Origin of the sequence: Hydrogenophaga sp. (assembly GCF_036675665.1) — a bacterium.
GTDB lineage: Bacteria > Pseudomonadota > Gammaproteobacteria > Burkholderiales > Burkholderiaceae_C > Hydrogenophaga.
On sequence record NZ_JAKFEO010000007.1, the window covers coordinates 216540 to 238066 of the forward strand.

Here is a 21527-nt window from a genome sequence, read left to right on the forward strand (position 1 = left end):
CCGAGTTTCAGGGCCGGATGTTGTTGCGCCGGATCACCTCGCCCATCGCGGCCGTGTCGCTCTTGATGCGGCGTGCCAGACCCTCGGGCCCGGTGCCGGCCACCTGCCAGCCCTGGCTGAAGATCTTCTGGCGGATGTCGTCGCGGCGCACGATCTCGGTGAGCAGGCTGGCGAGCTTGTTCACGTGCGCCTTGGGCAGGCTGTTGGGCGCGGCCACGGCGTTCCAGATCTCCAGCTGGAAATCGCGCACGCCGGCTTCGGACAGGCTGGGCACCTCGGGCACCAGGCTGCTGCGACCGGCCGAGGTGACGCCAATGGCCTTGAGCTTGCCGCCACGCACCTGCGGCATGGCCAGGCCCGGCGGCAGCAATGACATGTGCACCTGGCCACCCAGCATGGCGGCGATCACCTGCGGGTTGCCCGGGTACGGCACGTGCACCGGTGCGATGCCGGAGCGGCTTTTGAGCAACTCCATGCCCAGGTGGGCCACGGTGCCCACGCCGGGCGTGCCGTAGTTCCACTTGTCACCGGCCGCGCGCGCGGCGTCGATGTAGGCCGCACCGCTTTCGGCGACGCTGGCCGGCACGCTGAGCACCAGCGGGGCCACGGCGATGAGCGAGACCGGCGTCAGGTCCTTGATCGGGTCGTAGGTGGTGTCGGGATTGAGGATCTTGGCGATCGTCATGTTGCCGTTGATCATCAGGCCGATGGTGTGGTCGTCGTCCGCGCGCGCCACCTGGGCCGCGGCGATGTTGCCGCCAGCGCCGGGGCGGTTCTCGATCACCACCGGCTGGCCCAGGGCCCGCGACAGCGGCTCGGCCAGCAGGCGCGCCGTGAGGTCGGGCGAGGAACCACCGGGAAAACCCACCACGATCTTGAGCGGCCGGTTGGGCCAGGTGGCCTGCGCCTGCGCGTTGGGCAACACGGTGGCGGCCACCAGGGCTGCGGCGGTGGCCAGGGCGTGGCGGCGGGTGGGTGCTGTGGATGTCGGGGTCATGTCTTCCTCTTGGAGTGGGGTGAAGGGGTCGGATCCTGCAAGGGCTCGGGCGGCCCGTCGTAGAGCCATGGATTGTCCAGCAAACGTTCACCCAGCAGGCGCATCGCCGTGTCGCGCCCCCAGCGCACCACGCCCGTGGCGTGAAAGATGCGGCCATTGCGTTGCGACTGCTGCTGCACGTGCGCGTTGCGTTGCCAGCGGGCGTCTGCAAATCGGCCCAGCACCTGCGGCCAGTCGTCTCGGGCTCCCACGGGTTTGAGCAGGCGACCGAGCGTCCACGCGTCTTCGATCGCCATCGCAGCGCCCTGCGCCAGGTAGGGGCGCAGCGGATGCGCTGCGTCGCCCACCAGCGCCACCCGGCCCTGCGCGTGCTCGTGGGCACCGGTCATGGCCGGGCGGTCATTCAGGGCCCACAGCGACCAGGCGGGCACGGCATGGATCATGGACAGCAGGTCGGCGCAGGCCGGGCCGAGCGCGCGCGTGAGATCGGCGGCCCGGGCCTGGTGGGTCCAGCTCTGCGGATCGGAGCCAGGCTCACCGCCATGGCCCTGGCCGAGCACGCCGTCCACCACCGCCACCACGTTGATCCACTCGCCACCGCGCACCGGGTAATGCACCACATGCATCCGCGGCCCGAGCCACGCCGTGACCACGCTGGCTCGCAGCGGCACGGGCAGATCGACCGAGCGCACCATGCCGCGGTAGGCCAGGTGGCCGCTGGAGCGCACGGGCCGATGGCCCAGCAACTGCGTGCGCACACGGCTCCACAGGCCGTCGCAGCCGAGCAGCGCATCGCCGTCCACCACGGCCCCGTCCTCGAGCGAGGCGCTCACACCGGCCGGTGTTTGCGCGAATGACGCCAGCCGCGTGTTCAAACGCAATTCGGTGAGCCCTTGCTCCTGCACCGCCGCCAGCAGCAGCGCATGCAGGTCGGCCCGGTGCACGGTGGCGTAGGGCTGGCCGTAGCGCGCCAGTGCCATGGCACCCAGGCGCAGCTGCCCGAGATCGGTGCCACGGTGGGCATCGCGCACATGCAGCGCTTCGGGGAACGCGGCGCAGGCTTGAAGCGCATCGGTCAAGCCCCAGTCGGCCAGCACGCGCGTGGCGTTGGGCCCGAGCTGCAGACCGGCGCCGACCTCGCCAAAAACCGCTGCCTGCTCCAGCAGCACGGTCGGCACGCCCGAACGGGCCAGGGCCAGGGCGCAGGCCAGGCCGCCGATGCCCCCACCGGCGACGATCACTTGTTGGTTCATGCGGGGATTGTGCCGGTGGCGACCGGCCGCGCCCTCACAGGATCCGGTTGAACCACAAGACCGACAGCCCGGCCGAGAACAGCGCCAGGATGGACGCCACCAGCGCGAGCAGGCCGGCGATCTCGGTTTCCTTCTTCTCCACGGTCAGGCGTGAGCTCAAGGTCTCGTACACCTTCTTCAGGTTGTCGGCGGTGCCGGCGTAGTAGTACTCGGCCTGCGTGGTGCGGGCCACTTCCTTCAGGCTGTCTTCGTCCAGGCGCACCCGCATGGACCAGCCCTCGAAGCCGATGATTTCGCCATCGACCGTGCCCACGCCCACGGTGTACACACGCACGCCCCGGTCGGCCGCCATCTTGGCGGCCTCGGCGGTGTCCACGCCGGTGGTGCGCTGGCCATCGGTCAAGAGGATGATGGCGGCCGAAGTGTACGAGCCGGGCGCCACGGGCACGAAGGCCTTGGGCTCGGTCTTGGGCTGGTCGATGGCGCGGCCCTGCGGCGCGAACGGATCGCTGTTGCGGTTGTAGGTCATGGCGCCGATGTCGAAGCCCTGGCCGGGGAACAGCTCGGAGAGCGACACCACGATGGCGCTGCCGATGGCGGTGGCGCGCTGCAACTGGAACTTGTCGATCGCCGTCACCAAGTCTTCACGGCTGAGCGTGATGGGCTGCACCACCTGGGCCGAGCCGGCAAAGGCCACGATGCCCACCTTCACATGGCGCGGCAGTTCGGCCAGAAAGGCCTTGGCGGCGTTTTGCGAGGCCACCAGCCGGTTGGGCTGCACGTCCTCGGCGCGCATGCTGCCCGACACGTCCATGGCCAGGATGATGGTCTGCTCTTGCGATGGCAGCACGATGCTGGCCATGGGCCGCGCCGCGGCCAGCAGCATGGTGGCAATCGCCAGCAACAGCAACACGGGCGGCACATGGCGTCGCCAGCCCGGGCCCTTGCCCATGGCTTCGCGCACGATGGACAGGCTGGCAAAGCGCAGCGCGGCCTGCTTGCGTCGGCGCAGCAGCCACACATACAGAAGCACCAGCAGCGGCAGGGCCAGCAGCAGCCAGAGCAACTGCGGCCACAGGAAGGTGACAGGGGTGTTCATGGACGTGTTCCTTCACGTGAGACGTCGAAGCTGCCACGGTCACGGGTGGGCATTTGGGATGGCATGCTGCGACCCGCCTGCGCGTGTTTGCCGGCGCGCAGACGGCGCTTGCGCAGGTCGACAAAGCGCACCACGGCTTCGGCGAGATCGTCGTCGGTGGAGAGCTCCAGCGTGTCCACGCCCGCGCGCGCCAGGCTTTCACGCAGCTGCGCCTCGCGCTGCGCGGCGATGCGCGCAAAACGCTGGCGAAAACCGGCGTCGTGCGTGTCCACCATGAGCTGCTCACCGGTTTCGGCATCGCGGATGGGGATCAGCCCGAGGTCGGGCAAATCGAGCTCCAGCGGGTCGAGCAGGCGCACAGCCACCACGTCGTGGCGGCGGGCGAGTTCACCCAATGGCGTTTCCCAGCCGGGCTCGCTGATGAAATCGGACACCACGAACACGGTGGCGCGCTGGCGCACGGTGAGCATGGCCGCCTTGAGCAGATCGGAGAGTTGCGTCACGCCGTCCTTGACCGATGCATTCTTCACCGGCGGCTGCAGCACCATCTGCATCAGGCGCAGCACCTGGGTGCGGCCACCGCGCGCGGGCAGCACGGCATCGACCACGGGTTGCCCGCGTGATCCGTAGAGCACCGCACCGACGCGGTTGCCGTGGCGCCCGATCAGGCGTGCCAGCACCGCGGTGAAATCGAGCAGCACCTGGCTCTTGCGCTGGTTGCCCGAACCGAAATCCACCGAGGGACTGAGATCGAGCAGAAACCACGCGGCCATCTCGCGGTCTTCGGTGAACACGCGCACATGGGGCTGCTGCAGCCGCGCGGTGACGTTCCAGTCGATGTGGCGCACGTCATCGTGCAGCTGGTATTCGCGCAGGTCGGCGAGGTCGAGGCCGGAGCCGCGCATGAGGGTCTTGTAGTCGCCCTGCAGCAGGCCGTCGAGCTTGCGCAGCACGGTCCATTCGAGCCGGCGCAGCAAGGCGTCCGCGCGCCGGGTCACGGGCGTGGCCAGCGCGATGCCTGCGGCCGTCGCATCCGCCGGGGTGCGATCGGATCCGAACAGGCGTTTGAGAAACATGGCGTGTGTCCTGTTCTGCTCAGGCGGCGCGCTGCTCGTGCTCCAGCGGACGGGCCGGCGGCGCGATCTGCTTCATGATCCTGGCAATCAAGGACTCGGCGGTGAGCCCCTCGGACAAGGCTTCGTACGACAGCACCACCCGGTGGCGCAACACGTCGGGCACGAGGTCGCTCATGTCTTCAGGCAGCGCATAACTGCGTCCACGCAGCATGGCCAGCGCGCGTGCGCCTTCCACCAGGCCGATGGTGGCGCGCGGACTGGCACCAAACGTGATGAACCGCGTCAGGTCCTTCAGACCATGCTTCTCGGGCGTGCGCGTGGCCGACACCAGCTTCACGGCGTACTGCACCAGCGACGGGTCCACATACACCTGGCGGCACTGTGCCTGCAACACCGCCAGCTGGTCGGTGGTGGCCACGGCATTGACCTGCACCGCCGGGCCGGTGACGCGCTCGACGATCACGTACTCTTCTTCGTCCGAGGGGTAGTCCACCATCACCTTCATCATGAAGCGGTCGACCTGCGCCTCGGGCAGCGGGTAGGTGCCTTCGGTCTCGATCGGGTTCTGCGTGGCCATCACCAGAAACGGGCTGGGGACCTTGTGCGACTCGCCGGCAATCGTCACCTGCCGCTCCTGCATCACCTCCAGCAGCGCGCTCTGCACCTTGGCCGGCGCGCGGTTGATCTCGTCGGCCAGCAGCAGGTTGGCGAACACGGGGCCGAGCGAGGTGCTGAAGTCACCGGTCTTCTGGTTGTAGATGCGTGTGCCCACCAGGTCGGCGGGCACCAGATCGGGCGTGAACTGGATGCGCTTGAACTGGCCCTGCACCACGTTGGCCAGGGTCTTGACCGTGAGCGTCTTGGCCAGGCCCGGCACGCCTTCCACCAGCAGGTGGCCCTGGGCCAGCATGGCCACCATCACGCGTTCAAGAAACCGGTCCTGGCCGACCACCACCCGCTTCACTTCATACAGGATCTGCTCCATGAGCTGGGCGGTGTCGGGGGCTGCGTTCTGGTCCATGGAAGCTCCTGTGGCGGTGAGGGATTTCAGAAGGGTGGCAAACCGGCAGCGGATGCCGCGCTTTCAATGGGCACAGCAAAACCGATGCCAACAAAGGTGCGGTGGCTGGTGGGGTTGAGGATGCCGGTGACCACGCCGATGACTTCGCCGTCCATGGTGACCAGCGGGCCACCCGAGTTGCCGGGGTTGGCCGCCGCGTCGAACTGGATCAGGTTGCCGATTTCCTGCACGCCCTCGGGCGACTTGAAGGCGCGGTCAAAGCCCGAAATGACGCCCGAGGAGACCGAGGGTCCGATGCCGAAGGGAAAGCCCACCGCCACCACCTCTTCGCCGGACACGAGGTCGTTGGTGGAGCGCATGGTGGCCGCGATGAGGTCGTCGGGAATGATCTGTGCCTGCAGCACGGCCAGGTCGTTCTGCGGCTGCGCGCCGGTCACGGTGGCGGGTGATTCGGAGCCATCGGCGTACACCACCTTGACGCTCAGGGCGGTCTGCACCACGTGCAGGTTGGTCAGGATGATGCCCTTGTCGGTGATCACCACCCCGGTGCCCACGCCCTGCTCCACTTCCTTGCCCTCGCTGTTCTTGGCGTAGGACATCACACGCACCACGGCGGGACGGATCTTCTCGGCCGCGCGCGCCGCGCGCGAGGGCAGGTTTTGTGTGGTGAGGGTGCGCAGCACGGCTGCGTCGATGTCTTTCTGCGTGAGGGCCTTGGGGCCACCCACGCCGGCCTGCCACACGCTGGCGGCCAACAACGCGGCCAGCAGCGCCATGGCCGACCACATCACGCGCGGGCTGGACGCGGCGCGCGCGCTGGCCTGGCGAAAGCGGCGCACACGGCCCGCTGGCGCGGGCGCGGGTGCGGGTTCGGGCTCGGCCGCCGGGGCTGCGCGCTCATCCGTCTGCGAAGACCCCGCTCGGTGGGACGGGCTGTACAAGGCAGGCTTTCGCATGGCGGCTCCTGGTGCGACGGACAACACATCATGCCGCTTTGCGGCATCGGGCTCAAGCGCTCAGCAATTGCCTGAGGACGTAGGGGAGGATTCCACCTTCGCGGTAATAGTTCACCTCCACCGGTGTATCGATGCGCAAGGTCACGGTGACGGTTTTGCTGGACCCATCGGCGCGCGTGATCACCAGCCGTGCATCACTTTGGGGCGTGAGGTCGGGGTGCGGCAGCACATCGATGGTTTCATCGCCGCGCAGCCCCAGGCTCTCCCACGAATCGCCGTCCTTGAACTGCAGCGGCAGCACGCCCATGCCCACCAGGTTGGAGCGGTGGATGCGCTCGAAGCTGCGCGCCACCACGGCCTTGATGCCGAGCAACTGTGTGCCCTTGGCGGCCCAGTCGCGGCTGGAACCGGTGCCGTATTCCTCGCCGGCAAAGATCACGGTCGGAATCTTCGCGCCCTGGTAGCGCATGGCGGCGTCGAAGATGCTCATCTTCTGGCCGTGACCCACACCTTCCTGCTGGTAGACCGTCCAGCCGCCTTCCTCGCGCGAACCGTCGGCACCGGCGGCGAGCATGAGGTTCTTGATGCGCACGTTGGCAAACGTGCCGCGCATCATCACCTCGTGGTGGCCCCGACGCGCGCCATAGCTGTTGAAGTCGGCCTTGAGCACGCCGCGCGCCAGCAGCCACCGGCCGGCCGGCGAGTTCTCGGCGATGTTGCCCGCGGGCGAGATGTGGTCGGTGGTGATGGAGTCGCCAAACAGGGCCATGACACGCGCGCCGCGCACCGTGGGTGGCTCGGTGGCGGCGGGCAGCGCCATCTCGAACGACGCAAAGAACGGCGGTTCGGCGATGTAGGAACTGGTGGGCCAGGTGTAGGCGTTGCCGCTCACGCCTTTGATGCGTTCCCACAGCTTGCCGGGCTCGGCCTTCACACGCGCGTAGTTCTCGCGGTAGGCGCGCCCGTTCATGGCGAACTTCATGAGCTGGTAGATCTCGTCGCTGGTGGGCCAGATGTCGCCCAGGTACACCGGCTTGCCACCCTTGCCTTTGCCCAGCGGCTCGGTCATGAGGTCCGTCATCACGTTGCCCGCGATCGCATACGCCACCACCAGCGGCGGGCTGGCCAGGAAGTTGGCCTTGAGGTTGGGGTGGATGCGCGCCTCGAAGTTGCGGTTGCCCGAGAGCACCGCCGCGCAGATCAGGTCGTTGCTGGTGATGACCTCGTTGAGCTCGGGCGTGAGGTCACCCGCGTTGCCGATGCAGGTGGTGCAGCCGTAACCCGCCAGCGAGAAGCCCAGCTTCTCCAGGTAGGGCAGCAGACCGGTCTGCGTGAGGTATTCGGTGACGATGCGCGAGCCGGGGGCGAGCGAGGTCTTGATGTGCGGCTTGACCTTCAGGCCCGCCTCGACCGCCTTCTTGGCCAGCAGACCCGCCGCGAGCAGCACGCCGGGGTTGGAGGTGTTGGTGCAGCTGGTGATGGCGGCGATCAGCACGTCACCGTTGCCGATGGCCAGCTTGCTGGCCTTGTTGGCCACCACCGCGGTGGGCTCTGCCAGCGCGGTGGCCGAGGCCAGCGTGGGCTTGTTGGCTTCCATCTCGGCCACGAAGCGCGGCGCGCCAGGCGGCGTGGTGCGCTCCTGGCCGGGCACGAGCGTGTCCACCTCGTCGCTGCTGCCAGGCTGGTAGCGCGTGTGCAGCAGGGCCGCGGGGCGGTTGAACCCGTTCTGTGCATTGGGTTTGCTGAAGAGCTCGGCAAACTGCCTGGCCACCTGGCCCAGCTCGATGCGGTCTTGCGGGCGCTTGGGGCCGGCCAGGCTGGGGGTGACCTGGCCCAGGTCGAGCTTGACCACCTGCGAATAGTCGATCTCGCCGGCCTTGATGGAGGCGCCGGGCGCACCCGGCACGCCGAAGAGACCCTGCGCGCGGAAGTAGGCTTCAAACGCCTCGATCTCGGCCTTGCTGCGGCCGGTGCCTCGGAAGTAGTCGAGCGTCTTGCCGTCCACCGGGAAGAAGCCCATGGTGGCGCCGTACTCGGGCGCCATGTTGGCGATGGTGGCGCGATCGGGCAAGGCCAGCGAGGCGGTGCCTTCGCCGAAGAATTCAACGAACTTGCCCACCACCTTGTGCTGCCTGAGGATCTCGGTGACGGTGAGCACCAGGTCGGTGGCGGTCACGCCCTCGCGCAGGCGCCCGGTGAGCTCGAAGCCCACCACGTCGGGCATGAGGAAGTACACCGGCTGGCCCAGCATGGCGGCCTCGGCCTCGATGCCGCCCACGCCCCAGCCCACCACACCGATGCCGTTGATCATGGTGGTGTGGCTGTCGGTGCCCACCAGCGTGTCCGGGTAGTACAGGCCGCCCTTCAGGTGCACGCCGCGCGCCAGGTACTCCAGGTTCACCTGGTGCACGATGCCGAAGCCCGGTGGCACCACGCCGAAGGTGTCGAAGGCCTGCATGCCCCACTTCATGAACTCGTAGCGCTCGCGGTTGCGCTGGAACTCCAGCTTCATGTTGAGGTCGAGCGCGCTTTTGGTGCCGTAGTGGTCCACCATCACCGAGTGGTCGACCACCAGGTCCACCGGCACCAGTGGCTCGATCTTCTTGGGATCTTTGCCCAGGCGCTCGGCCACGCTGCGCATGGCGGCCAGGTCGGCCAGCAGGGGCACGCCGGTGAAATCCTGCAGCACCACGCGCGCCACGGTGAACGGGATCTCCTGGGTGCGCTCGCCCTGCGGCTTCCACTGTGCGAGCTGGGCCACGTGCTCGGGCATCACCCGTTCGCCGTCGCAGTGGCGCAGCACGCTCTCCAGCACGATGCGCAATGACACGGGCAGGCGCTTGATCTCGGGAAACTGTCTGGCCAGGGCCGGGAGCGAGTAGAAGCGCCCGTTCTTGCCCGAAGCGGTCTTGAAGGTCTTGACGGTGTTGGCGAACGGGTGCGCGAAACGGGCGGGTGTGGCCATGAAAACTCCAGATGAAGACAGGGGCTGACAAATCCATTCTGTCAGCAGGGACGGTGTCCGCGCTGTCTGTAGTGGATTTTCAGGTCGCGACCGGCGGATCGCGGTTCGCGACAAACACAGTAGCCGCTGTGCAACGCATGTCGCTTTCCTTGGTATCCCAACGCACCGACTCTTGTGCACATCCTCCGAATACTGCAAGGCGGCTCACTCCCTCGAATTCCCCCAGCGAGAACTCCATGCATCACACACACTCCCCCCACCGTCCCTTGAAATGGCTTGCCCCTTTGTTGCTGAGCACGCTGGTGGCTGCCTGCGGAGGCGGCGATCCCGTGCTTGGTTTTGAAGGCACTGGGACATCACCCGTGAACCCTGCAATTGTCGTGGTGCCGCCCGGACCTCCGCTGGTGGCGCCTCCCGGGGGCACCTTGGTCCCATTGGCCGTGGCCTCCACCTTTGGAGCCTTCGGCGGTTCGGCCGGCATGACCAACCAGGGTCTGCTCACCGTCATCAACGGCGACCTGGGCACCACGGCCGTCTCGACCGCGGTCACCGGCTTCTACAACACCAAGCCGACCAATTGCCGCTACACCGTGACCGGTGCCAACGCCGGCTTGGTCAACGGAAGCATCAACACCGCCCCGCCTCCACCCACCATCGACTGTCCCACCGAAGGCACAGGCGCCACCGAGGCGATTGCGATCGCGGCACGAGCGGATGCGCTGACGGCCTACAACACCCTGGCCGGCCTGCCCGGTGGCTTCGACCCCGGGGCGGGTAACCTGGCCAACCTGGTGCTCGCACCCGGTGTTTACAAGGCGGCGGGCGGCACGTTCATGATCCAGGGCGGCAACCTGACGCTGGACGGCCAGGGCGATCCGAATGCGACCTGGGTGTTCCAGATGGCCCAGTCCCTCACGGTGGGAGGCCCGGGCGTGGCCTTTCCTCAGAGCGTGGTGTTGATCAACGGGGCCCAGGTGAAAAACGTGTACTGGCAGGTGGGCAGCGCGGCCACCATCAACGCAGGCGGCGGCGGCACCATGGTCGGCACCATCATTGCTCAAGACGGCGTGACCTTCTCCACCGCGGGCAACGTCGCCATCACCCGACTCGATGGCCGCGCGCTCTCGCTGGTCGCGTCCGTCACCATGGTGAACACCGTGATCAACGTGCCGGCCCCTTGAGGCGCCGCGCAACACACCCTCCCACTGGAGCCATCATGAAACACACATTCAACAATTGCGCAGGCGCCTTGAGCTTGCTGACACTTGCCCTGTTCGTTCATCCCCAGGCATGGGGGCAATCCAGCGGCTGGTACGTCGGTGGCAACGCCGGTCGAACCGGTGCCGAGATCGACGACCCACGCATCACCAGCGGCTTGCAGGCACGTGGCTTCAGCACCACCTCGATCGACGACCGGGATCGCAGCACCGGCTTCAAGCTGTACGGTGGCTACCAGTTCAACCCCCACCTTGCAGTGGAGGGCGGCTACTTCGACCTGGGAAAGTTCGGCTATACCGCCTTTGGGGCCAACGCCCTTGGCGTACCCGGGACACTGGATGGAGAGATGCGCGTGAGGGGCCTGAACCTGGACCTCGTGGGCACTTTGCCCCTGACGGGTAAGCTCTCGGCGTTGGGTCGCGTCGGCCTGAACTACGCCAAGGCCAATGACCGTTTTGTGGGCAGCGGTTCGATCATTCAGAACAGCACAGCGAGCAAGAGCCAGGCGAACGTGAAGTATGGCGTCGGCTTGAACTACGCCTTCAACGATGCGCTGAACATGCGGCTGGAGGTCGAGCGCTACCGCGTGAACGACGCCATCGGCAACAAGGGCGACATCGACATGGTGTCGGTGGGCCTGGTGTACCGCTTCGGAGGCCCCGCACCCCAACCCATGCAACGGGCCGCGGCACCCGAACCTGTATTCGTGGCTCCGCCGGCACCGGCTCCCGTCGTCGTGCAGGCACCGCCACCGGCGCCAGTGGCCCCTGCGGTGGTCCCGCCCACGCGCGTGAGCCTCTCGGCCGAGTCGCTGTTTGGCTTTGATGCGTCCACCGTGAAGCCCGAAGGCCGCGCCGACCTCGACAAATTCGCCCGTGACCTCGCCAGCGCCAACTACCAGACCGTGACCGTCGAAGGTCACACCGACCGTCTGGGTTCGGACTCGTACAACCAGAAGCTCTCGGAACAGCGCGCCACGGCAGTCAAGAACTACCTGGTCACCTCCGGCAAGCTCGATGGCTCGAAGATCTCCGCCGTCGGCAAGGGCGAAACCATGCCCGTGACCAAGCCGGGTGACTGCAAAGGCACGAAACGCACCGCCGCACTCGTGGCCTGCCTCCAGCCTGATCGCCGCGTGGACGTGGAAGTGACCGGCACCCGCTGAGCAAGCCGCCGACTGCGGCGGTTCAAAGAAAAAGCCCCCGCAGGCGAACCTGCGGGGGCTTCTTAACGAAGGAGACACCTACCGCGAGGAAGGCGCTCCGTGGCGTCAGAGCCTGCCCGTGAGCAGCAACACCACCACGATGATCAACACCACGCCGAGCACGCCACTGGGACCGTAGCCCCAACTGCGGCTGTGGTTCCAGCTGGGAATCACGCCCAGCAACAGCAAGACCAGAACGATCAAAAGAATGGTTCCAATGCTCATGGCTATCTCCTTGTTTTGGACAGAGACCGGTTATTTGGCCGGTTCTGCAGGTGGCACAACGATCACGGTACCGCCACCGGTCTTGCCGGTATCACCGGTGGCACCCGTGCTGCCGGTTGCACCGGTTGCACCGGTGCCGCCGGTGTCACCCGTTGCTCCGGTGGAACCCGTGGAGCCCATCGAGCCGGTCGAACCGGTGGAACCCGTGGAGCCGGTATCACCCGTTGCGCCAGCAGGACCTGCGGGGCCGGGCACGGTGGAGGGAGGTGTGTTCACCACCACGGGTTCGCGGTCGCAAGCGGCCAGAGCGAAGGTGGTGGCAACAACGGCCAGCAGAAGTACTTTGTTCATGTGGTGTTCCTTGTGGAATCTGTGACCGGGGCTTGAGCGGTTGCTTGAGTTGCACGGTCGGACCAAAGAAGCACATGCACATTGCATGAACTCCGTCGGTGTGAATGCAGCCTAGGGGTTCGTTGGCGCGCCATCTGTTCGCTGGCGAACACCCGATGAACGATTCATGCAGAAACCTGCGGGCACCTGTGTCCACAAAACAACCCTCGCCAGGCTGTGTCTGCAAACGCACAGACCCACTTGGGGCGCCCAACTAAAAACGCGTCAGACAACGAAACGCCCTTCACTCACGAGTGCGTCGCCGCTGCAAATTCCCTTCGTGCAAACGAAGCTCACAGTCTCCCGAAAGCCCCTCATGAAATCCCGTCACGCCTTCAGTGCACTGACACTCGCCATCCTTTCGGTCGCCGCCACATCGGCATCGGCCCAATCGTCGGTTCAATACCAGGAACCCGGTTTCTTCTACGGTGGCGTGTCCGCCGGTGAGTCCCGTGCCAAGGTGGATGAGGCCGGTGTTTCGAACAACCTGCTCGGCGCCAACGGCCCGGCCACCGGTTTCAGCAGCGACGAAAAGGACACCGCCTACAAGCTCTTCGGCGGTTACCAGTTCAACCGCAACATCGCGCTCGAAGGTGGTTACTACGATCTGGGCAAGACCAGCTTCTCGTCCACCACGCCCGCTGGCGCCTTCAACAACAGCACCCGCCGCCATGGCCTGAACCTGGATCTGGTGGGCACGCTGCCGATCACCGAGCGCTTCTCCATGCTGGGTCGCGTGGGCGCTGCCCATGGCCGCACCCAGAGCAACTACTCGGGCGCTGGCGCCACCGCTGCCGGTGTGCAGGGCAGCCGCGACAGCAAGACCGACGTGAAGGTCGGCCTGGGCGTTCAGTACGAACTGAGCCGCTCCATGTGGCTGCGCGCCGAGATCGAGCGCTACCGGGTGAAGACCGCCAGCGCCGGTCGCACCAACGTCGACGTGGTGACCGTGGGCCTCGTGTTCCCGTTCAACCGCGCACCGGTTCAGCCCGCCTATGTGGCCGCGGCGCCTGCGCCTTACGTGGCACCGGCACCCGCTCCCGCACCGATGGTGCAGGCACCGGCACCAGCCCCCATGCCCGCGCCGGCACCCGCGCCCCAGCGCGTGAGCATGTCGGCCGAGTCGCTGTTCGGCTTTGACGCCTCCACCGTGAAGCCCGAAGGCCGCGCCGACCTCGACAAATTCGCCCGTGACCTCTCCAGCGCCAACTACCAGACCGTGACGGTCGAAGGCCACACCGACCGTCTGGGTTCGGACACGTACAACCAGAAGCTGTCGCAAGAGCGCGCCCTGGCCGTCAAGAACTACCTGGTGACCTCGGGCAAGCTCGACAGCTCGAAAATCTCCGCCATGGGCAAGGGGGAAACCATGCCCGTGACCAAGCCGGACGACTGCAAAGGCACGAAGCGCACCGCCGCGCTCGTGGCCTGCCTGCAGCCGGATCGCCGCGTTGACGTGGAAGTGACCGGCACCCGCTGAGCACTGTCGTCGGACACAAAAAAGGCGGCCTTCGGGCCGCCTTTTTTGTGGTGCAACGGGATCAGGCTGCGAACGGCATGCGCTCGCCGGTGGCCAGCTGGCGCCACCCCATCCATTGCAGCTCGGCCAGCACGAACACCACGGCGGCCTGCACCAGCAGGTAGGCCAGGCCCAGCGGTGTGGGGTTGAACGCAGCACCGAAGGCCAGCCACAGGCAGCCGAGTGCCCAGGCGAAATTGAGCAGCACGATCGCCATCAGTGGCCCGCGCGGCGGCGAGGCCTGCAGCGCCAGCCATCCGGCCAGCGCCACGAACGCGAAGATCGCCACACCGGAGGCTTGCAACAGCGCCTCGGGCAGACCGAGCCAGGTTGAGAGCGTGGACGCCAGCAGCAGGTGCAGCACGCCGGTGCCGGCGCCCGACAAGGCGTCGAATGCGAGCACGCGGCGCAGCACGGTGGGCGAAGAGAGTTGGGAGGTGATGGACATGGAAGCACTCCTTGCGGGGGTTGAAGAGGCCTTCATCGTGGGCGTGGTCGTGCACCGCGTCGATGACCTCACAGGTCATGGAAGCAGCACCCGGAGCGGCCTAACATGGCGGCCATGGACACCTCTGCCCTCCCCCACCCCCGCGGCGCCCTGCCCTCCACATTCGGTGAACACCTGCGCCACTGGCGCCAGCGCCGACGCTTCAGCCAGATGGATCTGGCGCACGTGGCGGAGGTCTCCACGCGCCACCTGAGCTGCGTGGAAACCGGCCGCGCCAGCCCGAGCCGCGAGATGGTGCTGCGCCTGGTGGAGCGGCTGGACGTGCCGCTGCGCGAGCGCAACGCCTGGCTGGTGGCGGCGGGCTTTGCGCCCATGTACCGCGCGCGGCCGCTGGACGACCCCGAGATGGCCTCGGCCCGCGCGGCGGTTCAGCGCATCCTCGAATGCCACGAGCCCTGCCCCGCGCTGGCCATGGACCGGCACTGGAATCTGGTGATGCACAACCGCCTCGTGCCGATGCTGATGGCCGGTGCCGCGCCCGAGTTGCTGCAAGGCCCGGTGAATGTGCTGCGCATCAGTCTGCACCCGCAGGGCCTGGCGCCGCGCATCGCCAACCTGCGGCAGTGGCGCGAACACCTGTTCGAGCGTTTGCGCCAGCAGATCCGGGCCACCGGCGACGCGGTGCTGGCCGCGCTGCTGGAAGAACTCAAGGGCTACCCCGATGCCTTCGGCGCGGAACACGTGGCCTTGCCTGGTGAACACCCGGGTGTGCTGATGCCGTTCCAGTTCCACACCACGCACGGCGTGCTGCAGCTGGTGAGCACCACCACCGTGTTCGGCTCACCGGTGGACATCACCTTGCAGGAGCTCGCGCTCGAGACGTTCTTTCCGGCGGACGAAGCCACGGCAGCCGTGCTGCGCGGGTTGCTGGCTTCAACGACGGCCTGATCGGCGCCAGATCAGCGTTGGTGGTCGGCGGGCGCGGGCGCGGCCGATTCGTGGTTCAACGGGGGTGGAATCTCGCCACTGCCACCGGTGGACGTGCGGCGGCGGAACAGCTCGGTGCGCGCCAGCAGGATGGTGGTCACCGGCACGGTGAGCGCCAGAAAGATGATGATGAGCCAGCTGCGCAGTGCGAGCCTGTCGTCCTGCGCCGAGAAGTAGACGATGCTCGCGAGCGTGACGCACCAGGCAGCGAAAGTGAAAGCAAGCGCCGGGGGATGCATGCGCTGGAAAAAGGTCTTGAAGCGCAACACGCCCACCGCCGCCGCCAGGGCGAACACGCCGCTGAGCACCAGCAGGAGCGCCACCAGAACATCGATCCACCAGGACAGGTTGCCGCTCATTCGATCACCTCGCCGCGCAACAGGAACTTGGCCATGGCCGCCGAACCGATGAAGCCGAAGATGGAGATCAGCAGCGCCGCTTCGAAATACATCGAACTGCGGTAGCGGATGGCCAGCACCATCATCATCAACATGGCGATGGTGCAGATCAGGTCCATGGCCAGCACACGGTCCTGCGCCGATGGGCCGAGGTACAGCCGCAACAGCGACAGGCCCATGGCCAGCGCGTAGCAGGACAGCGCAAAGACGATGGCGGCAAACAGCACCGGGGTCATTCGAATATCTCCATCAACGGCCGCTCGTAGCGGTGTTTGATCAGGTCGATCTCGGCCTGCGCGTCGTCCAGATCAAACATGTGGATCAGCAGCGCGCTGCGGTCCAGCGCGAGCTCCGACCAGATGGTGCCCGGGATCACGCACATGATCGCCGCGAGCACGGCCAGGCCGTTGGGATCGCGCAGGTCCAGCGGCACCACCACGAAGCCGCCCTGCGGGACCTTGCTCGCGGGCGCCAGCGTGCCCAGGAGCACGCGCCAGTTCGAGACGATCACGTCGCGCCCGACCCGCAAGAACAAACGCAGCGCCACCAGCGGGTGGCTGAAACGCACGGGCGTGGGACGCAGTGAATGCGTGAGCCAGGGCACCAGCCAGCCCAGCAGCAGGGCCATCAACCACTGGCCCAGGCCAAGCGAGTTGTTGAGCAGCAGCCACAGGGCCACCAATGCCAGGGACAGCAGCGGTGCGGGAAACAGGCGCCGCATCATCGCGCCACCCCCGGCACAGGCAGGCCCAGCCGATCGGCGTTGGTGGGCGTGGGCAATGGCCGCGAGCTCATCACGGCGTCGATGTAGAGACGGGGTTGGTAGAGTGCGGCGGCCGTGGCGCGGGTGTAGCGCATCACCGCTTCCGCGCGCACGGTGAACACCACGCACAACGCGATCAGCACGGCGATCGGCAGGTACTCCACGACGCGCAGCACCGGGGGTGGGCGATCCACCGGCGCCCAGAAAAAGCGGATGCCGGTGCGCGACAACGCCAGCAGCGCCAACAGACCCGAGACGATGATGCAGGCCATGAGCAACCAGCTCACCGGCGCCACCGCCGCGCCGGGCGCGTCCAGCAAGGCGGAGAGCATGGCGAACTTGCCGATGAAACCGGAGAACGGTGGCAGGCCCGCCAGCAGCAGCGTGCAGACGATGAAGGCCAGACCGAGCAGCGCGGTGGACGCGGGGATGGCGCGCCCGACCAGCGGCACTTCGTCCTCGTCCAGGTTGGCGCCGCGGGGGAGCTCCAGCTCGGCCAGGGAGAACGGCAGGTGGTCTTCTTCGTCCTCCGGCGCCTTCTGGCGTGCCGGATCGGATTGGCGCGAGCGCTCCATGAGTTCGGTCAGCAGAAAAAACGCCGCCACCGCGAAGGTGGACACCGGCAGGTAGTACAGCGCACCGGCCGTGACCTCGGGCCGTGCCAGCCCCAGCACCGCCATGACCGTGCCGCAGGAGATGATGACCGCGAAGCCCGCCATGCGCGCCGGTCGCTGCGCGGACATCATGCCGACGGCGCCACAGGCCAGGGTGCTCAGGCCGCCCCACAGCAGCCATGGGCTGCCGAAGCCGGCCGATTCACCCGCCTCGTCGGAAAACAGCAGCGTCGACAGCCGCAGCAGCACATAGATGCCGACCTTGGTGAGCAAGGCGAACACCGCGGCCGACGGCGCGCTGGCACTCGCGTACGCGGGCACGAGCCAGAAGTTCATCGGCCACATCGCCGCCTTGGCCAGAAAAGCCACGGCGAGGATGGCACAGCCCACGTGCAGCAAGGCCCGGTCGGCGTCGGGCACCTCGGGGATGCGCGCGGCCAGGTCGGCCATGTTGAGCGTGCCCGACACGCCGTAGATCAGGGCGGCACCCACGAGGAACAGCGAGGACGCGGCCAGGTTGATGGCGATGTAGTGCAGACCGGCCTTCACGCGGGCCGGCCCGGAGCCGTGCAGCAGCAGACCGTAGGAGGCGGCGAGCATGACCTCGAAGAACACGAACAGGTTGAAGAGATCGCCGGTGAGGAAGGCACCGTTGAGGCCCATGATCTGGATCTGGAACAGCGGGTGGAAATGCGCACCCGCCTTGTGCCAGCGCGCCAGCGAGAACAGCAGGGCCATGAGGGCGACCAGCGCGGTCATCACCAGCATCAGGGCGGAGAGCCGGTCCAGCACGAGCACGATGCCGTAGGGCACGTCCCAGTTGGACGGCAGGTAGATGCCGAAGGCGCTGGGCTCGTCGCCGGCCTTGACCCAGAAGACCAGCAGCACCGCCACGCAGAGGTTGGCGGCGGTGGCCAGCAGGCCCAGCGTGGCCTTGGTGCGGTGCCGGCGTTCGCTCACGAACATGAGCAGGCACGCCGCCAGCAGCGGCAGCAGGATGGGCGCCACCATCAGGTGCGGCATCAGGGCCTGGGCCAAGGCCGTCATTGGCCGTCCTCCTGGCCGTCCACATGGTCATTGCCGGAGAAGCCCCGCTGGGCCAGCATCACCACCAGGAACAGCGCGGTCATGGCAAAGCCGATCACGATGGCGGTGAGCACCAGGGCCTGCGGCATGGGGTCGTCGTAGAACTCGAAGGTGGGCGGAAAGCCGGCCACCAGGATCGGCTCGCTGTCGACCGAAAGCCGTCCCATGCTGAAGATGAACAGGTTCACGCCGTAGCCCAGCAGCGCCAGGCCCATGATCACCTGGAAGGTTCTGGGGCGCAGCATGAGCCACACGCCGCAGGTGGTGAGCACACCGATGGCCAGCGCCAGCACGATTTCCATCAGAGATCTCCCGGGATTTGTCCACCGGCGCCCCGGGCGTCGGTGCTCACGCGGCGGTGGCCGCGCACCGACTGGTGGCCCAGCGCCGTGAGGATGAGCAGCGTGGCGCCCACCACCAGGGTGAACACGCCGATGTCATAAAAGAGCGCACTGGCCACGTGGATCTCGCCCAGCAGCGGGAGATCAAGGTGGGCGGTGTGCGTGGTGAGGAAGGGATAGCCGAAGAAGAGCGAGCCCAGGCCGGTGGCGGTGGCCAGCAGCAGGCCGGCCGCAATCCAGCGCACGGGCCGCAGGCTGATGTTGGCCTCGACCCACTGCGTGCCCGAGACGATGTACTGCAGGATGAACGCGGTCGAGAGCACCAGCCCGGCCACGAAGCCACCCCCCGGTTCGTTGTGCCCGCGCATGAAAAGGTACACACCGATGACGGCTGCGATCGGCAGGATCAGCCGCACCAGCACCGCGGGCACCAGCAGGTAACCGCGTGCGGTGTCGGCAGCGGTTTGCGCGTTCACGAGATCGGTCATCAGGTCGGGGGGCAGGGCCCGCTGTTGCGGCGGCAGGTCCATGCTCTCGGGCGCGGGCCGGAAGCGCCTGAGCAGCGCATACACCGTGAGCGCCACGATGCCCAGCACGGCGATTTCGCCCAGCGTGTCGAAGCCGCGGAAGTCCACCAGCATCACGTTGACCACGTTGGTGCCACCGCCCTCGGGCTTGGCGCGTTCCAGGAAGAACGGAGAGATGCTCTGCGGGAAGTCGCGCATCATCAGCGCATACGACAGCGCCGCCATGCCGCCGCCGGCGGTCAGCGCCACGGCCAGATCACGCCCGCGCCGCGCACTGGTGCGCAGGCGCTTGAGCAGCGGTTGTCTGCGATCGACTTCTTCGAACCGTTTGGGCAGCCAGCGAAGACCCAGCAGGATCAGCACGGTGGTCACGGCCTCCACGGAGAGCTGCGTCAAGGCCAGGTCGGGCGCGGAGAACCAGGCGAAGGTGACCACCGTGACCAGGCCGGCCACGCTCATGAGGGCCAGCGCCGTCAACCGGTGGTACTTGGCCTGCCACGACGCACCGATGGCGCTGCCGATGCCCACCAGCCAGAGCAGCGCAAACATGGGCGAGAACGGCAACACGCGCCGCTCACCCGCGAGCCAGGTCGCCTCGCCCACGCCACGCAGGGTCGCGAACGCAGCCAGCAAGGTGACCAGCACCAACAGCAGCAGCTGTGTCTGCAGGCGCCGCGTGCCCAGCCAGCGCTGCAGGTTGCGGCTGGCACCGGTGACGAACGCCAGGGTGCCTTCAAACACGCGTTTGCCGCTCACCCGGCTGAGCACCGGCGTGCGCTTGATGCGCCCCGTCTGCAGCGGTCGGCGCAGCAACAGGAACAGCACGATGCCACCGGCCAGGGCGAGGAAACTCATCCACAGCGGCAGGTTGAAGCCATGCCACACCGCCAGATCGAAGGGGGGCAACTCCCCACCCACCACCGGCGTGGCCGCGGTGGACAGGATGTCCTGAATGGACCAATGCGGCAGCACACCCACCACCAGACAGGCCAGCACCAGCAGTTCGACCGGCACGCGCATCCAGTGCGGCGGCTCGTGCGGCGTGCGCGGCAGGGCTTGGCAGGTATCGGGCCCGAAAAACACGTGGACGGTGAAACGCAGCGAATAGGCCACGCTGAAGGCACCGGCCACCACCGCGGCCATCGGCAGCAGGCTGTCGAACCAGGGCGCGGCATTCACGAACACGGCTTCAGTGAAGAACATCTCCTTGGAGATGAATCCGTTGAGCAGCGGAACGCCCGCCATGGCCGCCCCCGCCACCATGGTCAGGGTGGCGGTGATGGGCATGTAGCGCCAGAGGCCGCTGAGGCGACGCATGTCGCGCGTGCCGGTCTCGTGGTCGATGATGCCCACCGCCATGAACAGCGAGGCCTTGAAGGTGGCGTGGTTGATGATGTGGAAAACCGCCGCCACGGCAGCCAGCGGACTGTTGAGGCCCAGCAGCGTGGTGATGAGACCCAGGTGCGAAATGGTCGAGTAGGCGAGCAGGCTCTTGAGGTCGTTCTGGAAGATGGCCGCAAAGCCTCCGATGAGCAGGGTGATGAGGCCCGAGCCGGTCACGATCCAGAACCACTCGTCGGTGCCGGCCAGCACCGGCCACAGCCGCGCCAGCAGGAACACCCCGGCCTTGACCATGGTGGCCGAGTGCAGGTAGGCCGACACCGGCGTGGGCGCGGCCATGGCGTGCGGCAACCAGAAATGAAAAGGGAACTGCGCGCTCTTGGTGAGGGCCCCCAGCAGGATCAGCACCAGCGCCGTGCTGTAGAGCGGGTGGGCGCGGATCACGTCGCCCGCGCGCAGCACCACATCCAGGTCGTGGCTGCCCACGATGTGGCCCAGCACCAGCACGCCGGCCAGCAGGCACAGACCGCCCGTGCCGGTGACCGTCAGCGCCATGCGGGCACCGCGCCGCGCATCGCTGCGGTGGTGCCAATAACCGATGAGCAGAAACGAGAACAGGCTGGTCAGCTCCCAGAACGCCACCAGCTGGATCAGGTTGCCCGAGAGCACCACACCGCTCATGGAGCCCATGAAAGCCAGCAGCAGCGAGAAGAAGCGAGGCACCGGGTCGGTGGGCGACATGTAGTAACGCGCGTACAGCACCACCAGCGCGCCGATGCCCAGCACGAGCATGGAGAACATCCACGCGAACCCGTCCATGCGGAACACCAGGTTCAAGCCCAGCGACGGCAGCCAGACGATCTCTTCGCGAACCACACCACCGGCGGCCATCTCGGGAAACAGCAGCGCGGCCTGCACCGCGCAGAACAGCGCGATGGCACCGGCCAGCGTGGACTCGGCGTTTCGAGCGTTCGACGGCAGCAGGGCGGCAACGAGACTGCCCACGAAAGGCAGGAGGACGAGGCTGTAGAGCGGCAGGGTCATGTGGCTTTGAGTCTATCGGCTGCTCGTGGCAAGACGCGGCGCCAAAAAAAAGCGG

The 21527-nt window shown here is 67.2% G+C and carries 20 protein-coding genes; 4 read left to right on the forward strand and 16 right to left on the reverse strand.

Features of this window, described 5'->3' with window-relative positions; genetic code table 11:
• Positions 1 to 7: 7 nt before the first annotated feature.
• From V6M63_RS03795 to V6M63_RS03825, 7 genes are read right to left on the reverse strand one after another with little or no spacing between them, the layout of a single operon-like run.
• Complete coding sequence (locus tag V6M63_RS03795) at positions 8 to 997, reverse strand: Bug family tripartite tricarboxylate transporter substrate binding protein (protein WP_332739616.1); 990 nt, start codon at positions 995 to 997, stop codon at positions 8 to 10.
• A complete protein-coding gene (locus V6M63_RS03800; RefSeq protein WP_332739618.1) occupies positions 994 to 2250 on the reverse strand; it encodes an FAD-dependent monooxygenase in 1257 nt (418 codons plus the stop codon). The genes V6M63_RS03795 and V6M63_RS03800 overlap by 4 nt, the downstream gene beginning before the upstream one ends.
• 34 nt (positions 2251 to 2284) lie before the next feature.
• A complete protein-coding gene (locus tag V6M63_RS03805; RefSeq protein WP_332739620.1) occupies positions 2285 to 3349 on the reverse strand; it encodes a VWA domain-containing protein in 1065 nt (354 codons plus the stop codon).
• On the reverse strand, positions 3346 to 4425 hold the full coding sequence (locus tag V6M63_RS03810) for a DUF58 domain-containing protein (RefSeq protein ID WP_332739622.1): 1080 nt from the start codon (positions 4423 to 4425) through the stop codon (positions 3346 to 3348). The genes V6M63_RS03805 and V6M63_RS03810 overlap by 4 nt, the downstream gene beginning before the upstream one ends.
• 19 nt (positions 4426 to 4444) lie before the next feature.
• Positions 4445 to 5446 carry an AAA family ATPase gene (locus tag V6M63_RS03815; RefSeq protein WP_332739624.1) on the reverse strand — a complete coding sequence of 334 codons (1002 nt, stop codon included), beginning with the start codon at positions 5444 to 5446 and terminating at the stop codon, positions 4445 to 4447.
• 26 nt (positions 5447 to 5472) lie between these two features.
• The gene (locus V6M63_RS03820) at positions 5473 to 6402 is read right to left on the reverse strand and encodes a S1C family serine protease (protein WP_332739626.1); all 930 of its coding nucleotides are present in this window, start codon (positions 6400 to 6402) and stop codon (positions 5473 to 5475) included.
• 52 nt (positions 6403 to 6454) lie between these two features.
• Positions 6455 to 9367: an aconitate hydratase gene (locus V6M63_RS03825; RefSeq protein ID WP_332739628.1), complete on the reverse strand. Its 2913-nt coding sequence runs from the start codon at positions 9365 to 9367 to the stop codon at positions 6455 to 6457.
• A 362-nt stretch (positions 9368 to 9729) separates the two neighbouring features.
• Between V6M63_RS03825 and V6M63_RS03830 the strand changes: the two genes are divergently transcribed.
• Entirely contained in the window at positions 9730 to 10548 is an 819-nt protein-coding gene (locus tag V6M63_RS03830; protein WP_332739630.1) for an ice-binding family protein, read from the forward strand.
• Between the two features lie 35 nt (positions 10549 to 10583).
• Positions 10584 to 11750: an OmpA family protein gene (locus V6M63_RS03835; RefSeq protein WP_332739632.1), complete on the forward strand. Its 1167-nt coding sequence runs from the start codon at positions 10584 to 10586 to the stop codon at positions 11748 to 11750.
• 105 nt (positions 11751 to 11855) lie between these two features.
• On the opposite strand, the gene V6M63_RS03840 is transcribed toward V6M63_RS03835, so the two are convergent.
• Together V6M63_RS03840 and V6M63_RS03845 are read right to left on the reverse strand one after the other, a co-directional pair.
• The gene (locus tag V6M63_RS03840; RefSeq protein ID WP_069047099.1) at positions 11856 to 12014 is read right to left on the reverse strand and encodes a DUF3309 family protein; all 159 of its coding nucleotides are present in this window, start codon (positions 12012 to 12014) and stop codon (positions 11856 to 11858) included.
• 30 nt (positions 12015 to 12044) lie between these two features.
• A complete protein-coding gene (locus V6M63_RS03845) occupies positions 12045 to 12365 on the reverse strand; it encodes a hypothetical protein (RefSeq protein ID WP_332739636.1) in 321 nt (106 codons plus the stop codon).
• Between the two features lie 355 nt (positions 12366 to 12720).
• Between V6M63_RS03845 and V6M63_RS03850 the strand changes: the two genes are divergently transcribed.
• The gene (locus V6M63_RS03850) at positions 12721 to 13884 is read left to right on the forward strand and encodes an OmpA family protein (protein WP_332739638.1); all 1164 of its coding nucleotides are present in this window, start codon (positions 12721 to 12723) and stop codon (positions 13882 to 13884) included.
• Between the two features lie 61 nt (positions 13885 to 13945).
• Here the strand turns inward: V6M63_RS03850 and V6M63_RS03855 are convergent, their stop codons facing one another.
• Positions 13946 to 14371, reverse strand: a complete 426-nt coding sequence (locus V6M63_RS03855; RefSeq protein ID WP_332739640.1) for a hypothetical protein — start codon at positions 14369 to 14371, stop codon at positions 13946 to 13948.
• Between the two features lie 114 nt (positions 14372 to 14485).
• Here V6M63_RS03855 and V6M63_RS03860 point away from each other — a divergent pair, with 114 nt between their 5' ends.
• Positions 14486 to 15319 carry a helix-turn-helix domain-containing protein gene (locus V6M63_RS03860; RefSeq protein WP_332739642.1) on the forward strand — a complete coding sequence of 278 codons (834 nt, stop codon included), beginning with the start codon at positions 14486 to 14488 and terminating at the stop codon, positions 15317 to 15319.
• A gap of 11 nt (positions 15320 to 15330) precedes the next feature.
• Here V6M63_RS03860 and V6M63_RS03865 read toward each other — a convergent pair whose 3' ends face one another.
• Genes V6M63_RS03865 through V6M63_RS03890 form a run of 6 tightly spaced genes read right to left on the reverse strand, consistent with a single transcriptional unit; the run spans position 15331 to position 21466 of the window.
• Positions 15331 to 15717, reverse strand: coding sequence for a Na+/H+ antiporter subunit G (locus V6M63_RS03865; protein ID WP_332739644.1), 387 nt, complete (start codon positions 15715 to 15717; stop codon positions 15331 to 15333).
• Positions 15714 to 15992, reverse strand: a complete 279-nt coding sequence (locus V6M63_RS03870) for a K+/H+ antiporter subunit F (RefSeq protein ID WP_056271433.1) — start codon at positions 15990 to 15992, stop codon at positions 15714 to 15716. Before V6M63_RS03870 ends, V6M63_RS03865 begins: the two co-directional genes overlap by 4 nt.
• Positions 15989 to 16480 carry a Na+/H+ antiporter subunit E gene (locus V6M63_RS03875; RefSeq protein ID WP_332739649.1) on the reverse strand — a complete coding sequence of 164 codons (492 nt, stop codon included), beginning with the start codon at positions 16478 to 16480 and terminating at the stop codon, positions 15989 to 15991. Before V6M63_RS03875 ends, V6M63_RS03870 begins: the two co-directional genes overlap by 4 nt.
• Complete coding sequence (locus V6M63_RS03880) at positions 16477 to 18180, reverse strand: monovalent cation/H+ antiporter subunit D (protein WP_332739651.1); 1704 nt, start codon at positions 18178 to 18180, stop codon at positions 16477 to 16479. Before V6M63_RS03880 ends, V6M63_RS03875 begins: the two co-directional genes overlap by 4 nt.
• Entirely contained in the window at positions 18177 to 18521 is a 345-nt protein-coding gene (locus V6M63_RS03885) for a Na+/H+ antiporter subunit C (RefSeq protein ID WP_332739653.1), read from the reverse strand. The genes V6M63_RS03880 and V6M63_RS03885 overlap by 4 nt, the downstream gene beginning before the upstream one ends.
• Entirely contained in the window at positions 18521 to 21466 is a 2946-nt protein-coding gene (locus tag V6M63_RS03890; RefSeq protein ID WP_332740129.1) for a monovalent cation/H+ antiporter subunit A, read from the reverse strand. Before V6M63_RS03890 ends, V6M63_RS03885 begins: the two co-directional genes overlap by 1 nt.
• Between the last annotated feature and the right edge of the window lie 61 nt (positions 21467 to 21527).

Excerpts from the sequence above, each read along its gene's own strand:
- V6M63_RS03880 (WP_332739651.1), bottom strand. The coding sequence starts at position 18,180 with ATGACGGCCTTGGCCCAGGCCCTGATGCCGCACCTGATGGTGGCGCCC.
- V6M63_RS03810 (WP_332739622.1), bottom strand. The coding sequence starts at position 4,425 with ATGTTTCTCAAACGCCTGTTCGGATCCGATCGCACCCCGGCGGATGCG.
- V6M63_RS03820 (WP_332739626.1), bottom strand. The coding sequence starts at position 6,402 with ATGCGAAAGCCTGCCTTGTACAGCCCGTCCCACCGAGCGGGGTCTTCG.
- V6M63_RS03865 (WP_332739644.1), bottom strand. The coding sequence starts at position 15,717 with ATGAGCGGCAACCTGTCCTGGTGGATCGATGTTCTGGTGGCGCTCCTG.
- V6M63_RS03795 (WP_332739616.1), bottom strand. The coding sequence starts at position 997 with ATGACCCCGACATCCACAGCACCCACCCGCCGCCACGCCCTGGCCACC.
- V6M63_RS03850 (WP_332739638.1), top strand. The coding sequence starts at position 12,721 with ATGAAATCCCGTCACGCCTTCAGTGCACTGACACTCGCCATCCTTTCG.
- V6M63_RS03840 (WP_069047099.1), bottom strand. The coding sequence starts at position 12,014 with ATGAGCATTGGAACCATTCTTTTGATCGTTCTGGTCTTGCTGTTGCTG.
- V6M63_RS03805 (WP_332739620.1), bottom strand. The coding sequence starts at position 3,349 with ATGAACACCCCTGTCACCTTCCTGTGGCCGCAGTTGCTCTGGCTGCTG.
- V6M63_RS03800 (WP_332739618.1), bottom strand. The coding sequence starts at position 2,250 with ATGAACCAACAAGTGATCGTCGCCGGTGGGGGCATCGGCGGCCTGGCC.
- V6M63_RS03860 (WP_332739642.1), top strand. The coding sequence starts at position 14,486 with ATGGACACCTCTGCCCTCCCCCACCCCCGCGGCGCCCTGCCCTCCACA.
- V6M63_RS03885 (WP_332739653.1), bottom strand. The coding sequence starts at position 18,521 with ATGGAAATCGTGCTGGCGCTGGCCATCGGTGTGCTCACCACCTGCGGC.
- V6M63_RS03835 (WP_332739632.1), top strand. The coding sequence starts at position 10,584 with ATGAAACACACATTCAACAATTGCGCAGGCGCCTTGAGCTTGCTGACA.
- V6M63_RS03825 (WP_332739628.1), bottom strand. The coding sequence starts at position 9,367 with ATGGCCACACCCGCCCGTTTCGCGCACCCGTTCGCCAACACCGTCAAG.
- V6M63_RS03845 (WP_332739636.1), bottom strand. The coding sequence starts at position 12,365 with ATGAACAAAGTACTTCTGCTGGCCGTTGTTGCCACCACCTTCGCTCTG.
- V6M63_RS03870 (WP_056271433.1), bottom strand. The coding sequence starts at position 15,992 with ATGACCCCGGTGCTGTTTGCCGCCATCGTCTTTGCGCTGTCCTGCTAC.
- V6M63_RS03815 (WP_332739624.1), bottom strand. The coding sequence starts at position 5,446 with ATGGACCAGAACGCAGCCCCCGACACCGCCCAGCTCATGGAGCAGATC.
- V6M63_RS03855 (WP_332739640.1), bottom strand. The coding sequence starts at position 14,371 with ATGTCCATCACCTCCCAACTCTCTTCGCCCACCGTGCTGCGCCGCGTG.
- V6M63_RS03875 (WP_332739649.1), bottom strand. The coding sequence starts at position 16,480 with ATGATGCGGCGCCTGTTTCCCGCACCGCTGCTGTCCCTGGCATTGGTG.